The following is a 13,085-nucleotide window of genomic DNA, read 5'->3' on the forward strand; positions in this document are numbered from 1 at the left end:
AACGACATCGCCCGCGACCTCACCGTCTGGTTGGCCGCCCGCCACTTCCCCGGACGGCCAACCAGGCACATCACCGACTTCTAAAACACGCCCTACGGCACCGCCGGCCTCCGAGCCCACCGAGACCCTGCCGTCTGAAAACTCGGCAGCGGCCCATCCCGCGTGTGCGTAGTCGTCGGTTTCCCAGATCATGCCCATCTCCCGATCAAGTATCAGATGTTCCCAAGCGTCAGGATCAGGCCTTGAGCGACAACGGAGCGATTCAGCGTCAGTGAGCCGACCGTTCCTGGCCGCTTCAAGGCCCGAGCCGTGTTGTGCGCCTTTCGCCGACGTCCGGCCCGCTCCACGCCGCCTCCGCGCAGCGGAGGCGGGCTGCCTCGGCCGGTGTGGCGTCGCGGACCTCGTAACCGTTCTGCCCGTCGTGCCCCAGGACCGTCACGACGCCGGTGACCAGCACCTTTCCGCTCATGATGTCGTGGCAGGCGACGCGCCGGTCAACACCGAAGGTTTCGTGGGCAGGCCGATCGGCGTAGTCCCAGCGCCAGCCCCGGTAGGTTCCACCCGGCTGCGGCTCGTACGCCTGGACGTCGGCGGTGAAGGTGACGTCGTCCGGGTTCAGGACCTCGGCGGCGTGTAGGCGCGCGGCAAGGTCTCGGGCCCGCTCCTCACGCCGCTCGGGAGCCCACTGTTCGACCGTTTCCGGCAGGTGGTGCCAGTGGCCGGCGATCTGCGGGTATTTGCTGACGAGCTCGGTCAGCCAGTGCGGCCATCCCTCGCGTTCGGCGATGGCGGGCACCTCCCGCTCCGCCATCGCCGCCTGCCACCGGTCGAAGGGCATGTCCGGCGCCAGCCCCTGGGCCGTCAGGAAGTCGGCCATGGTCATCCCCTGGCGGGCGAGGTGCTTGTTCAAGGCCGCCTGCCGACGGCCGATCCGCGCCGCGGGCCAGTGCTCGGCCGTAGAGACCGGCACTTCGACCGGGTGCGCCTGCCGGCCGTTCGCCCTGTCGGGACGTGCGTGCCGGGCGGGATCGAAGACGTCTCGAATCGGCCAGAACCTGATCAGCCACCGCTCGGGCGTGCGCTCCTCCCACTCCCGTTCGAACTGTTCCTCAGAGATGAACTCCGGGGGATCCCCGCCCTTTTGAGTGTGCGCGGTGACGCCGTACAGGAAGTGCGGCGGGCCGATGATCAGTTGTCGGCTCGCCTCCTCGGCCAACGACCCCACGGTGACGAACCCGGTACCGCCCTCGATGGTGGTGTCCTGGACCAGGAACCACGGAGCCCCGGGATCAGAAGGCCGCCCATCCCACGCCTCCAGCCGGATGTCCGCGAGGTGATTCTCGCCGTCAGGACTTTCCAGCAGGAGATCGCCGTCGCTGCGTTCGAAGAAGACCCCCAGCTCCCCGAACTGCACCCACACCTCGTCATCGCAACCGCGTAGCAGCCACGCCATCGGACCCGCCTTCCCGCCGCCGCCCATTGATCAACGGGATCGGAGCGTAGAGGACGGCGGCGACAGAACGCAGACGGCCGGGCGTGGGGCCGGGAGAAGGAACCCCACCGGCCCGGTGGCCAAGCGCAGGCACCGAGACGGCGATGGCCAAGGCCGTCGCCCTGGATCGACGACTGCCGCCCGGCGGTCACCTGGAGGACTCCGAGACCACCCTGCTGGAGGCGGCCCTGCGCGAACTCGCCGAGGCGATCCGCTTCCTCGATGTCCGGCAGCGGACCTTTAGCAATACTTTGCTCTTGCGCTAAGTATTGGGGGCGGGCAATACTTAGCCGCATGGCACAGTATTCGGCCGAGCTCGACGGTGTGTTCGTCGCCCTCGCCGACCCGACGCGCCGCGGCGTCATCCGACGCCTCGGCCGCGGTCCGACGAGCGTGGGCGATCTCGCCCGCGAGTTCCCGATGACCCTTCCCTCCTTCATGAAGCACGTGCGGACGCTGGAGGCGAACGGCCTGATCCGTACGGTCAAGCTCGGCCGGGTACGCACCTGCGTGCTCAACCGCGACCGCCTCGCCCTTGTCGACGGCTGGCTCGAAGAGCAGCGCCAGGTCTGGGAAGAGCGCACCGACCGGCTTGAACGCCTCGTCACCGATCCGAAGGAGAAACACCCGTGAACCCCGATCTCGACCTGCTCCTGCAGCGGGTCATCCGCGCTCCCCGCGCCGCGGTGTGGAGCGCGTGGACCGATCCGTCCCTCTTCGAGCAGTGGTGGGTTCCGGCGCCGACCGTGTGCCGCGTTGACCGCCTCGACGTCCGGCCCGGCGGCGCGCTCGTGACGCGAATGAGCGAGGACGGGGTCGGCTTCGTCCCGCACCTCGACGCGAGCTTCCTCGTCGTCGACGAGCTTGAGCGGATCGTGTACACGAACGCGATCGACAGCGCCTGGCGCCCCGCGAGTCCCGCACCGGTGCTCATGACAGCCGAGGTCACGCTGAGCGATCATCCGGACGGCACGGACTACCGAATGATCGTCCGGCACGGTGATCCGGCCGCCCGCGCCCGCCACGAGGAACTCGGCTTCTTCGACGGCGTGGGCTCGGTCGTCAAACAACTCGCCGTCGTCGCGGAGAGCGAGGTCGTCCGGTGAGGATCGTTCTCACCGAGTTCGTCACCCTCGACGGGGTCAGCCAGGGGCCCGGCTCGCCGACCGAGGACACGAGCGACGCCTTCACCCGTGGCGGCTGGCTCGTGCCCCACCTGGACGAACTCTTCGTCCGGCGTACCTCCGACTGGCTGGACCTCGCCGACGGCCTGCTGCTCGGGCGGCGCACCTACGAGGCGTTCGCCCGGGACTGGCCCCAGATCACCGACCCGGACGACCCGTACACCGCGCGGATGAACGCACTGCCGAAGTACGTGGTGACCAACACCCTCACCGAAGGGAGTTGGCATCCGACGACCGTGCTTCGCGGCGACCCGATCCAGACCGTCGGGGAACTCAAGGCGCGGCCAGGAAGGGAACTCCAGATCCACGGGAGTGCCCGGCTCGGCAACGCCCTGCTGGCGGCGGGCCTCGTCGACACGCTCCGGCTCGTCGTCGCCCCGGCCGTGACCGGTTCCGGACGGCGGTTGTTCGACCATCCGAGCCGACCCGTCGGCCTTCGACTCGTCCGCCACGAGGTGACGGCGAAAGGCCTGCTACTGCTCCAGTACGAGGCCGCCGGTGCCGCCCCGACAGCGGAATACGAGGGCGTCACGGCCTTCGTCTAGCGCAGTGACCGGAACCGAATACGTTTCCGTGCCGCTGTCGCGGCGATCCGGCTCTCCTACGTCAACAGGTGATCGACGTGGCCAGCACGACAGGAGGTCACCGCCGCCGCCTGGCGTGAAGCCGACAGTATCGGCGACTCCGTCCTGAGACAGCACGTCACCCGGGCACTTCACCGAGACCCTCAGGCCCGCACTCGACGACCCGCTCTGTCGTTCTCGCGGCCCGGGTCCTATACGGGGATGACCCTGGGGAGGCGGGGTGCGTCGTACCAGTCGGCCTTGTGCTTGCGCAGTAGCGCCTCGCCGTCGCGTTCCCAGGAGAAACGCGGCTTCTTGAGCAGCTTGCGGAAGACCTCGCTCGCTTTGCCGGGGTCCTGCGCGGCGAGGCGTTGCAGGATGCGGGGGCTGACGTCGTCGCCGCGCAGGTATCCGCCGACCACCTCGCGATACCGGCCGCGGGCGATGAGCGCGGGGTCGGCGAAGACCTCCTGGAGCAGGTCGAAGTCCGGGTGGAAGCCGAGACCGTCCTCCTCGTCGAAGAGGATTGCGACCGTCCCCATCTGGGCGAAGCCGGGATCGGGCAGGTCGGGCGGAGTCCACGGGCCGCTCTTGCTCCCGGCCCGCTCGTAGTCGTGCCGGTAGAAGGCGAGAACCTTCTCTTTCACCTCGTCTCCCGGAACGGCGATCATGTCGCTTCCGTAGAGGTCGACGAAGGATTCGCGTTGGGCGGCCTGGATCTCGCGGGCCCGGGCGAGTTTCTCGGGGTTGCGGAAGACCAGCTTCGGATTCCTCAGCTGCAGCTCTCGTACGCCTGCGAGGGCGTCGGAGGCGTCCTTGGCGGGGAAGGCCGCCGATGCTCCGCTGATCATCCAGTCGTCCCCCACGGGAACGATGCCGCCGACCATGACGACGCCCGGGGTGAGCCGTTCGACGCCCGCCGGACCCATGTTGGAGCGGATCCGGTAGGTCAGCTCGTCGATGTGGTTGACGGCCACGAAACCGTCATCGCCGTACGGCTCCTTGATCTCGAAGACGCCCTGTACGTAGTCCGTCCACGACAGCACGAGCGCCCGGTCCTCGCCGGTGAATCGCTCGGCGAACATCTCGACCACGGTCTGCCCACCGTCGAGCCGCTTGGTGAAGATGAAGGAGTCCAGAGCCGCCGAGAAGGTCATCTCGTCGTCGACGACGCCGCCGGGGAACGCCTCAAAGATCATGTCCCTGACGGCCCGGTCGAACCGGGGTGACCGCGCGTACTCCGACAACTCGCCCTTGAGATCTCCGGCCCGCTCCATCGTGTCCATGACGTCCTCACAGTCCATCGGCGACCCCCAAGATACCGGTGAGGCACCGCGCCTACACCGAGTCGGGATCCGCCTTGACGATTGGCCGGGGGTTCACCGCGAACCCCTCCGGCTGGATTTGCTGCCACTTGAAGGCGGCCGGTGGCGGCGTTGAGGTGCCCGGCAGAACAGGTGTCATACGGGGGTCTCGCCGCGATCCGAATGTATGCCCGAGAGGACGCGTGTTAGGGGCGAGGCCGGTCCAGGTTGAACGCCACGTCGGCCAGACGGATCGTGCGCACCCTCGGGTCCTTGAGCAACTCCCGCAATTCGCGGACCGAGCTGAGCTGGTCCACATAGCCGTAGGCGAGTCCGGCTTTGGCCGCCTCGCGCAGCCGGGTCAGGGACAGGTCGAAGGAGCGCAGGTTCGCGTCGTCGTGGTCACGCAGCCGGCCGACCCAGTCGCGGAACTGCGGCAGGCCGCCACCGCACATCTCTTCGGTCATGTCGCCGCTCATGCCGAGTTCCATCGGGTCGGTCCAGTAGTCGAAGCCCCAGGTGATCGGGAGGGAGCCGGGCCTGCGCTCGTACACGATCCGTTCGGCGCAGGAGCCGTGCCGCTTCGTGAACGCCTTCAGGTCCGCCTCGCCGAGTGGCTGCTCGAACTCAACCACCGCGAGCGCGCTGAGGTCGGCGGGCAGCCGGGCGAGCACGGCGCGCACCTCGTCCTTGGGCGCCAGCCTGGTGCCGACGTCGAACAGGGACTGGGAAAGCCTGGTGTTGGAGGTATGGCCCAGCGGCAGGCGTCGTACGCGGCCGAAGAAGTCCTGACCGATGGTGTGCGATTCGCCCCCGGCCGGCCAGGCTCCGACAGGTCCTATGGGACGTGCCACCACATCGAACGACATCGACAGGGGCGAGGTCTGGCAGCAGGGGTCGATCGTCACCGTATAGGCCGGGTTGTAGATCTTGAAGGCGGTGCCGAGCACGGCCTGCATGCGGTCTTCCCGGTCGCCGCGGGTCTGCAGCAGGGACGAGCCCTCGGTCGCCGCCACCGCGAGCAGCGCCAGGACGGCCAGGACGATGGCGACCGTCCTGAACAGTCCTCGCCGGACCGCACGCCGGGTGCGCTTGGGGTCGAAGTCCGGCAGGTCTGGCATCTCAGGCATGTTCATCGGCTCTCCCGTAGAGGTCTGCGAAGGCGGCTCTCGCCCGCCACACCGCGGTTTTGATCGAGTTGTGCGACCTGCCGGTCATCGCGGCCACCTCCACCATCGAGAAGCCTTCGAAGTAGACCAGCGTGAGGAGCCGGCACTGCTGCTCGGGCAGCCGCTCCAGCGCGTCGCGAACGTCCAGTGATTCCACGTGAAGTGGCGGCACGCCCAGCTCGTCGGGGTTCGGAAGGGCGAGCTCGCGGCGGCTCCTGCGTGCGTGATCCACCAGGGTGTTACGCGCGATCGTGAGCAGCCACGCCGCCGCGTTCTCCCCCCGCCAGCCGAGCAGTGCCCTGGTCGCCTTGATGAACGTCTCCTGCGCCAGGTCCTCGGCGAGATGCGGATCGCGGGTCCTGCGCAGAAGGAACCCGCACACGAGCGGCCAGTGCTCGCGGTACAGCTCCTCGATGATGTCGCCCCCCGAACGGTTTCGATTGTCACGTCACATGCAGACGCGACCGCGGCGGGAATGGTCACACGGCTTGCCGGTCAATGCGCCGGAAGCATGACGTCGCAGCAGGGGCAGGGGAGTGCTGAAGTTGGTGGACACCTGCCCTCTGAAGAGCTCTGACGTGCGAATCCGCCATCCCGTACGTTCACCTGACGTCTGGATAGGATGGGCCGATGTCCTGGACGCTCGAAACCCCGGGTGGCGAGTCGCTTGACGTCAACGCGTGGAACTGGCGACCGGCTCTGGAACTACTGGAGAGATCCGGTCTCCTCGACGCCGACACGGCCGAAATGCTGGGTTACAACATCGCCGTGGAACTGACCGGCGAGCAGGCCCGGCGGATCGCCATGTTCTTGGACACCTACCTGGCGACCGCTCCCGCCGAAGGCCGCGTCCTCCTGGACGGATCGATCGTCACGGAACCCGACACCTACGAGTTCCACCGTGACGACCTCGGGCGCAACTATTCCGCGACGGTCGTGTGGCTGACTCGCTTCCGCGATTTCTGCCGCACCGCGACGGACGGCTTCACCGCCTACTGAACCGCTCGGGTGCCCAGGGCCCGGCGGCCCCGGGTTCTGGTGCGGTACGGCAACGTTGAGCGGTTGGCCAGGTGAGGCGGCCGTTCTCTCTACCGAGTCGAATTCTGCGCCGTAGGACACCCCCGGCTTTGCGGGCCGTGACGTCCCGCTCCTACGACTGGAAGGCCCAGGCGTCTCGGGGAATCACGTAGAACGTGTGGCGGGCCTCGATCCAGTCGCGATCGATGGGATGTCCGGTCGTTCGGCCGATCAAGGTCAAGGCGGCGTCGATGCTCTCCTCGACATCGGCTCCCTCCTCGTACCCGAGAACAAGCCCTTCCATATACGGGTCGAGCGCCTGACGATCAGGCTCGCTGCGGTCCTCTGGAAACGTGAAGTCCATTGAGACCAGGACACGTCCATCTTCTGCGTAGATCAGCCGCTCGTCACCATTGACGCTCCAGCCGATTCCAATCGCTCGCCCGGCTCCGGCGGACAATGCCTCAAGTGTCGAATACCGAGTGCAGTCCAGTCCGTTGAGCTGCAGGATCATTGTCCAGGCTCCGGCCGGACCGATGAGGACCGCGCCTTCATCGAAGTCGTGGTCTCCCTCTTCGTGCATCAGTTCGTCGACGGTGGAGGCGTAGGCGCTGTCAAGGTCTACTCGAAGGCGACGTGCGGCCTCCTCGCAGGTCAGGCCTTCGCACCAAGCCGCACGGAAGCCGAAATCCTCGCTGTCGAGGTCGTATTCATCAAGGAGATCGTAGAGTTCCAAATCGTCTGTCATATGGATGGCGGGGATTCACTGCAAGAGCTTTTTTGTCCAATTTCTGGAGATGGCTCTCGCCACAGGATGAACACCGCAATGGTGACGATGGTGACTGTAAAGGACAGGATATAGAGGATGGTCATGGCTGCTCCCTGGGGTGCCAAGGCAAAGCTTGCTCCGATCGCGATCATCGAGGTCACGGGGAAGATCGCACGCAAACCCCAGTAGGCGAACCGTCCGCGCGGTAGTGGGTGATCTTGGACGTAGTGCTCCCAGCCCATATTCTCCCGGCCGACGCGATCTTCGATTTCGGTCCGGAGATAGGCCGCGATGCGGGTAATCAGGTGGGCTTTGAAGAGCCAGATGATCCCCAGGGCAAGCGACAGCAGTGGGTAGATCAAGATGATGGCTGCATTGCGGACTTGAAAGCCCGCCGACAGCACGGCACCGAAGGAGACTGTCGCCACAGCGGTGGTCTGAAATTGCAGCGATGTGAGGCCGACGATCTCTGAGCGCAAGGAGGTGTATTCGGCTGCAGCGAGCTGTGTGGATTCCCATCGTGGCGGGGTCGGCTCTGTCGTGGGCAGCGGTCCCGCCATCCGTATGGTGTCTGACTGGGGGGCCATGGGCGCTTGTCGACCTGGTCGCCGCAAGAACAGTGCGAGCCCGGAGCGCCAGGAAAAAGTGTGCCGCATGATATCCACAATGCCACATACGCCGCCGTTGTGATGAAAAGCTGACCTGCCAAGGACGCCCCACTTGTCGGAGCGTTACAGCAGGCGATTATTTCCTTATGTTCTAACTCTCTGCTTTCGTGGCGTCACGCTACGACCAAATGGAGATGTGGATTCGCGAACTAAGGTGCCCAGTAGATTCCGGATAGTCAGCTACATAAGCTGACAGAAGAATGGAAGAAGTGCTTAAGTTGACACGGAAGATGGCGGAGTTGGATGCATGGGACGGGCGCCAGGGGAACTCGCCAAGAGGTTCGAGTCCTTCGCCCAGTCGATCCGTATCTGGGTGCGCCAGGCCGAACTCACCGACTCTTGCGCCACGCCACCAGCGATCAGAAGCATCGGCGTCACTGTCTACCGAGGCAGAGGTGGTCCGCGGATCGAACATCAGTCAACGGCGTCGACACCGCTTCGCGCCTCAGAGCGGTGAGGAACGCCGGTGAGGTTGCGACGGATCTCGATCAAGGTGTGGGCGGCGAAGGCGTAAGCGGGACTGTAGAAGAAGGGCGGAATCCCCGTCCCTGTGCCGTTCCTGTAGCAGGAATACTCGTCGGGAAGAGACAGGTAATCGGTCGGCGGGCATTGGGTCAGGTCCGACCAGGGGCCGACGATGTTGGCGGCGAGGTTGACCACCGCGAGAATTCCGAGAAAGACCGCCAGGACGAGGGTGGTTCGATCCTGCCACCTTCGCCGGAGCAGGGCCGCCACGGCCACCATGGGGACGGGGAGCGCGAAGGCCAGCACGACGACTTCGACATCCCACAGCACCTGCGTGATGTCCACGCCGACAGAGCCCAGATAGCCGACGCCAAGGCCCTGCGCCAGAGGGAAGATCCCGATCCCGTCGGTGACGTGGAAGTCGTAGTAGAAGAGACCGGTGCTCGCGATGGCGTCGCTGCCGAACCAGGCCATGACCGAGGGGAGGAGCGCGAGCAACGCGGCCGTCAACCACCACCGCTGTAACTGCATCTGTCCTGCTTCCCGCCACCGGCACCGGATGAGACGAGAAGCATGTCATGAGGGCTTCATGGATCGGCCGCCCGAGGACGACAGTCCACCGCGATGACGCATATCCGTTATCTCACTCGCCCCAGTCGCAGCGCGACCCCGCTCGAAGGCAGTTCAGGGCTTCGTCGTGTCATGTCGGGTTCCCTACGGGAGCGTTTTCGACGCGGTGATCAGCCTGTCCCCTTTGTAGTTGAAGTCCTACGCCGACAGTCGGCGAGGACGGCTCCGCGGTGGGCTCGTCGCCTTCGTTGATCAGGCACAGCCGCAGAACCTTGTCCAGATCGTGGGGAAACCGAGTGGGCGGGGTGTCGGTGGTCGGCGAAGGTTCGTCGGTGACCACCGGGTCCATCGAGCTGTTGGCCGTTCTTTCTTCCTCCTTGGTCTGGCGGATCATCGAGAGGCGGTAGGCGGCCTCGGCGTGACCGTGGTTGGCGGCCAGGCGATAGAAGAACGTCGCGACGCTGAGCTTGCTGGGGAAGCACTGGTAGTGGCGGCCGTAGCGGCAGGCGAGTTCGGCGGCGACCTGCAGGCGATGAGGGTGGTTGAACAGGCCCGCCGCGTCGGTCTGCCCGGCATCGCTGGCTCGACGCAGCCAATGAAGCGCTTCTGGAGGCCAGCCCCTCAGCAACGCGATGACCGCCAGGCGCATGCAGTCTTCGACGCTGCCGTCCTGGCTGTGCTCCAGCAGGCGGGTACCGATCCTGCCGTAGATCTCCAGTAGCCGTTGCCGCTCCTCGGGCAGGGGTGCGGAGCCGGTCGGGGTGGCGGGGCGGGGCACGTCTGCCCGCACCGGGGGCGCCGGCGGGGACACGACCGGCGTGGAGGCGGGTCGTTGCCGGAGAGGGCGCACGGGCTCGGGTGGGGCGGCCTGAGCTGTGATCGGCCGCCTGGGAGGTGCGGGGGGATCGGGTTGGGCGTCGCGGGCCGTAAGCCATCGCTGATGCCACACCTGCAGGTCCCCCATGCGGCGCACGTCCAGGCCGGTCCGGTCGGCGGCCATCGTGCACGCGGCCACGAAACACGACACCCACTCCCAGGACGGCGCGTGCTTGCGTTTACCGGACAAGATGTCGTGCGTGGTGCTGGTGGCCAGAATCCGGTCCTTGCTGTCTTCGGAGATGAGCTTCGAGATCGTACGCAGGCGCGACAGCGCCGGGGAGCCGGCCAGGTCGCGCAGTTCGTTGAGCTGGTCGACGAAGGCGCGAAGCGCCGCGTCACGATGTTCTTCCACCATCGCCTTAGCCGAAATGAGTGGTCCGTGATCTACAGGTAGTAGCTGAAGTCATATTGGCACTAGCGGGCGGTCAAGCTGGTGGAGATCGCATTTTCTGCCTTGTCCGGAATTGGCAGGTAATTGACCTGCGTCTACGGACTCCGGACGAGTCCGGATGAGACCGGACGACCTCGAAGCGATCCGGACCGAAGCGGATCCCTTCGGAGACAACCGGAGCAGGGTGCGCGCCGACGGTCGTCGATCTACGAAAGGCCGGCCGTATCAATGATCAAATCGGCCGCGCCGGAAGAACCGCGGAGAAAGAAGGGGCGCTTTTTGCCCATATGCGGCCATTTATTCCGGTGTTGTCCGGAGGTGTTTGAACCGGTGGCGGCTAGGTCAACGGCGCCCTCATTGTTGATCCCAATCCCGCCGACCACGAAGGAGACGTCCATGCCGCACGCTCTCGCCGTCTCGCGTGCCCTGACCTCTCCGCTCCGTGTCACCGGTACCCGGCCGGGCTCCCCGCCCTCGCCGTGGGCTCACGACGACGACCAGCTGCTGACCCTGCTGGTGACGGTCTGGGCTCTGATCACCGGGCGCACGCCGCCCTGCCGTCCCAGCGATGAACTCACCGACACCGAGCTCATCGCGTTCTGGGCCGATGACCACACCGCCGGAATTCCGGCGTCCTTCCCGGAGTGACGATGTTTTCCGTGCCTGTCCTGCTCACCCTGACCACTACCGCGCTGGTGGCGGCCATCGCCTGCGCGCTCACCCTGGCCACCGGCGCCACCTGGCCCGCGGCCCTGCTCGGTGGCGGTGCCGCCGGCGCCGCCACCATGGGCCTGCTCACCCACCTGCTCGACAACCGCCACGACCGGCAGTGAGTGGCGAGGCGGAAACGAACGACCGATCCGAACCACGCCGGTGCCCGTGAAGTGGTGCGGGCCGGGACCGACCGAAGAGCCACAATCCGGTCCGCGATAGCCCGGCGGACCTCAATGCTCGTTGTCCTCCTCGTTCCAGCCGATGGCATATCGGTTTGGTTTGGAGAGCCTTTGGAAACTCTCGTTTGAGGCAACCGAAGGGAGATCAATCATGGGGGAGAAGCTGCGGCGAGAGAACGAGCCGCTGGCATGGCTGATCCGTGGTGGCCGGGACGGTGAGGGTAACGAGGAGTTGGAGGATAGAAAAGAGGACAAGGCGCTCGCCGAGGGGCTTGCGGTCATTGGTTGGCGCGAACTCGGAGATATCGGGCATTACGTGCACCGGGATGATCTGAAGGAAGAGGTGCAGCGCGCCTATCCGAAGAGTTCGCCGGGTGTCATCGCCAACTGGGCCGGGCAACTCTGGCGATTCTCCAAGGAGATCCAGGAAGGCGACCTCGTGGTGATGCCCAGGAAGCGGGATCCCAAGAAGGTCGCGATAGGGAGGGTGATCGGCCCTTACGAATACCGCCCGGACGAGGCGTCGGGATTCCGGCAGGTCCGCAGGGTCGACTGGATCCGCACCGACCTTCCCCGGGATGTCTTCAAGTCCGACCTGCGTGCGAGCACCACCTCCCTTCTCACGGTCTGTGGTTTGAGCCGCAATGACGCGGCACGACGAATCGCCTACCTTGCCGAACACGGCGTCGACCCCGGGGTGGAGGGGCAGGAGGAGATCACCACGGCCGCCGAACTCCTGGAGGACGCCGTTTCGCGAAGTCCGCAGGATCCCAGGAAGCTGACCATTCGCAGCCTCCTGGAACACTGGGGAACCTCACGCCGGACCGGCGCGGTCATCGAAACGATCAAGTCTGATCTCGCGGCCCAGGGCCTCACCACTCAGCCGCCGTTCACCGAGGGGTCGGTGGACACCGAGATCGCTCTGGTGCGGATCGTCGCGGAGCCCGATGCGGTCGTGGACGCCGCCGAAGACACCGAAGACACCGCGGATGTCGACAAGCTCGAACCCGTGACGCTCCGGATCGGCAGCCTCCCGGCGCAGCTCGTATCGGTGCCACGATCGGCAGAGCTGAGATATGTCAAAACCCGCATGCTGACGGAGAACTTCTCTCAGCTGGCCGTGATCGACGAGGACGGGACCTTCCACGGTGCGGTCAGCTGGGAGTCGATCGGCCACGCGCATGTCGCCTCCGCCGATCCGGCGCTGAAGGAGGCTTTGACGTCCGCCGTCGTCGTGGATCACGATGCGCCTCTCCTCGACCAGATAGAGACCATCTACGACAAGGGATACATCTTCGTCCGGAGTGCCGATCGATCGAAGGTGACCGGGATCATCACGGCGGCTGATCTGACCCGCCAGTTCGGTTACCACGCGCGGCCGTTCATCCTGATCGAGGAAGCGGAGAACAGGCTTCGCCGGGCGGCGGAGGCGTTCAGCGTGGATGACCTCAAGCAGGCGGTGCCGCCACACCAGAAGTCCAAGGTTCATCAGGCCACAGATCTCACCTTTGGTAATTATTTCCATCTGTTGAAGGACCAGGAGCGATGGGAGAGGCTGGGCTGGAACGTCGACCAGCAGATCCTCCTCGATTACCTGGAGAGGGTCCGACAGGCACGTAACGACCTCATGCACTTCTCCGCCGACCCGCCCTCACCCAAGCAGTACGCGGCCATCAACGGCCTGCTGTCGCTACTCCGCGCCGCCGACCCGCAGCCCTAGT

18 protein-coding genes are annotated in these 13,085 nt (G+C 65.9%); 8 read left to right on the plus strand and 10 right to left on the minus strand.

Annotated elements, in window-relative coordinates; translation table 11 throughout:
* Together AB0B90_RS31210 and AB0B90_RS31215 are read right to left on the minus strand one after the other, a co-directional pair.
* Window positions 1-192, minus strand: a 192-nt coding sequence (locus AB0B90_RS31210; RefSeq protein WP_362926068.1) for a hypothetical protein, incomplete at its 3' end; no start/stop codon positions are given.
* Between the two features lie 103 nt (window positions 193-295).
* Window positions 296-1,453 (minus strand): hypothetical protein, encoded by a 1,158-nt coding sequence (locus tag AB0B90_RS31215; protein WP_362926069.1) that lies wholly within the window; start codon window positions 1,451-1,453, stop codon window positions 296-298.
* 143 nt (window positions 1,454-1,596) lie between these two features.
* Here AB0B90_RS31215 and AB0B90_RS31220 point away from each other — a divergent pair, with 143 nt between their 5' ends.
* From AB0B90_RS31220 to AB0B90_RS31235, 4 genes are read left to right on the plus strand one after another with little or no spacing between them, the layout of a single operon-like run.
* Window positions 1,597-1,758 (plus strand): NUDIX domain-containing protein, encoded by a 162-nt coding sequence (locus AB0B90_RS31220; RefSeq protein WP_350945089.1) that lies wholly within the window; start codon window positions 1,597-1,599, stop codon window positions 1,756-1,758.
* A gap of 28 nt (window positions 1,759-1,786) precedes the next feature.
* Entirely contained in the window at window positions 1,787-2,125 is a 339-nt protein-coding gene (locus tag AB0B90_RS31225) for a metalloregulator ArsR/SmtB family transcription factor (RefSeq protein WP_344746984.1), read from the plus strand.
* Window positions 2,122-2,598 (plus strand): SRPBCC domain-containing protein, encoded by a 477-nt coding sequence (locus tag AB0B90_RS31230; protein WP_362926070.1) that lies wholly within the window; start codon window positions 2,122-2,124, stop codon window positions 2,596-2,598. The genes AB0B90_RS31225 and AB0B90_RS31230 overlap by 4 nt, the downstream gene beginning before the upstream one ends.
* Complete coding sequence (locus tag AB0B90_RS31235) at window positions 2,595-3,221, plus strand: dihydrofolate reductase family protein (protein ID WP_350945091.1); 627 nt, start codon at window positions 2,595-2,597, stop codon at window positions 3,219-3,221. Before AB0B90_RS31230 ends, AB0B90_RS31235 begins: the two co-directional genes overlap by 4 nt.
* A gap of 230 nt (window positions 3,222-3,451) precedes the next feature.
* Here the strand turns inward: AB0B90_RS31235 and AB0B90_RS31240 are convergent, their stop codons facing one another.
* The 3 genes from AB0B90_RS31240 to AB0B90_RS31250 form a co-directional block, all read right to left on the minus strand.
* Complete coding sequence (locus tag AB0B90_RS31240) at window positions 3,452-4,543, minus strand: hypothetical protein (protein WP_362926071.1); 1,092 nt, start codon at window positions 4,541-4,543, stop codon at window positions 3,452-3,454.
* 206 nt (window positions 4,544-4,749) lie between these two features.
* A complete protein-coding gene (locus tag AB0B90_RS31245; RefSeq protein WP_350945093.1) occupies window positions 4,750-5,664 on the minus strand; it encodes a hypothetical protein in 915 nt (304 codons plus the stop codon).
* A gap of 1 nt (window position 5,665) precedes the next feature.
* Entirely contained in the window at window positions 5,666-6,130 is a 465-nt protein-coding gene (locus tag AB0B90_RS31250; RefSeq protein WP_350945387.1) for a sigma-70 family RNA polymerase sigma factor, read from the minus strand.
* 212 nt (window positions 6,131-6,342) lie between these two features.
* On the opposite strand from AB0B90_RS31250, the gene AB0B90_RS31255 reads away from it, so the two are divergent.
* Window positions 6,343-6,711 carry a hypothetical protein gene (locus AB0B90_RS31255; protein WP_350945095.1) on the plus strand — a complete coding sequence of 123 codons (369 nt, stop codon included), beginning with the start codon at window positions 6,343-6,345 and terminating at the stop codon, window positions 6,709-6,711.
* 151 nt (window positions 6,712-6,862) lie between these two features.
* Here the strand turns inward: AB0B90_RS31255 and AB0B90_RS31260 are convergent, their stop codons facing one another.
* From AB0B90_RS31260 to AB0B90_RS31280, 5 genes are all read right to left on the minus strand, one after another.
* A complete protein-coding gene (locus AB0B90_RS31260) occupies window positions 6,863-7,465 on the minus strand; it encodes a DUF6461 domain-containing protein (RefSeq protein ID WP_350945096.1) in 603 nt (200 codons plus the stop codon).
* 8 nt (window positions 7,466-7,473) lie between these two features.
* The gene (locus AB0B90_RS31265) at window positions 7,474-8,058 is read right to left on the minus strand and encodes a hypothetical protein (RefSeq protein ID WP_350945097.1); all 585 of its coding nucleotides are present in this window, start codon (window positions 8,056-8,058) and stop codon (window positions 7,474-7,476) included.
* Between the two features lie 522 nt (window positions 8,059-8,580).
* The gene (locus AB0B90_RS31270) at window positions 8,581-9,162 is read right to left on the minus strand and encodes a hypothetical protein (RefSeq protein WP_362926072.1); all 582 of its coding nucleotides are present in this window, start codon (window positions 9,160-9,162) and stop codon (window positions 8,581-8,583) included.
* Between the two features lie 169 nt (window positions 9,163-9,331).
* A complete protein-coding gene (locus tag AB0B90_RS31275) occupies window positions 9,332-10,435 on the minus strand; it encodes a hypothetical protein (RefSeq protein WP_362926073.1) in 1,104 nt (367 codons plus the stop codon).
* 242 nt (window positions 10,436-10,677) lie between these two features.
* Complete coding sequence (locus AB0B90_RS31280) at window positions 10,678-10,869, minus strand: hypothetical protein (RefSeq protein WP_362926074.1); 192 nt, start codon at window positions 10,867-10,869, stop codon at window positions 10,678-10,680.
* On the opposite strand from AB0B90_RS31280, the gene AB0B90_RS31285 reads away from it, so the two are divergent.
* The 3 genes from AB0B90_RS31285 to AB0B90_RS31295 all read left to right on the plus strand — a co-directional run bounded on the left by AB0B90_RS31285 (window position 10,868) and on the right by AB0B90_RS31295 (window position 13,084).
* Window positions 10,868-11,119 (plus strand): hypothetical protein, encoded by a 252-nt coding sequence (locus tag AB0B90_RS31285; protein ID WP_362926075.1) that lies wholly within the window; start codon window positions 10,868-10,870, stop codon window positions 11,117-11,119. The genes AB0B90_RS31280 and AB0B90_RS31285 overlap by 2 nt on opposite strands.
* 11 nt (window positions 11,120-11,130) lie before the next feature.
* Complete coding sequence (locus AB0B90_RS31290; protein WP_362926076.1) at window positions 11,131-11,304, plus strand: hypothetical protein; 174 nt, start codon at window positions 11,131-11,133, stop codon at window positions 11,302-11,304.
* A gap of 211 nt (window positions 11,305-11,515) precedes the next feature.
* Entirely contained in the window at window positions 11,516-13,084 is a 1,569-nt protein-coding gene (locus AB0B90_RS31295) for a CBS domain-containing protein (protein ID WP_362926077.1), read from the plus strand.
* Window position 13,085 lies beyond the last annotated feature (1 nt).

This window comes from Streptosporangium sp. NPDC049078 (assembly GCF_040648855.1).
Lineage (GTDB): Bacteria > Actinomycetota > Actinomycetes > Streptosporangiales > Streptosporangiaceae > Streptosporangium.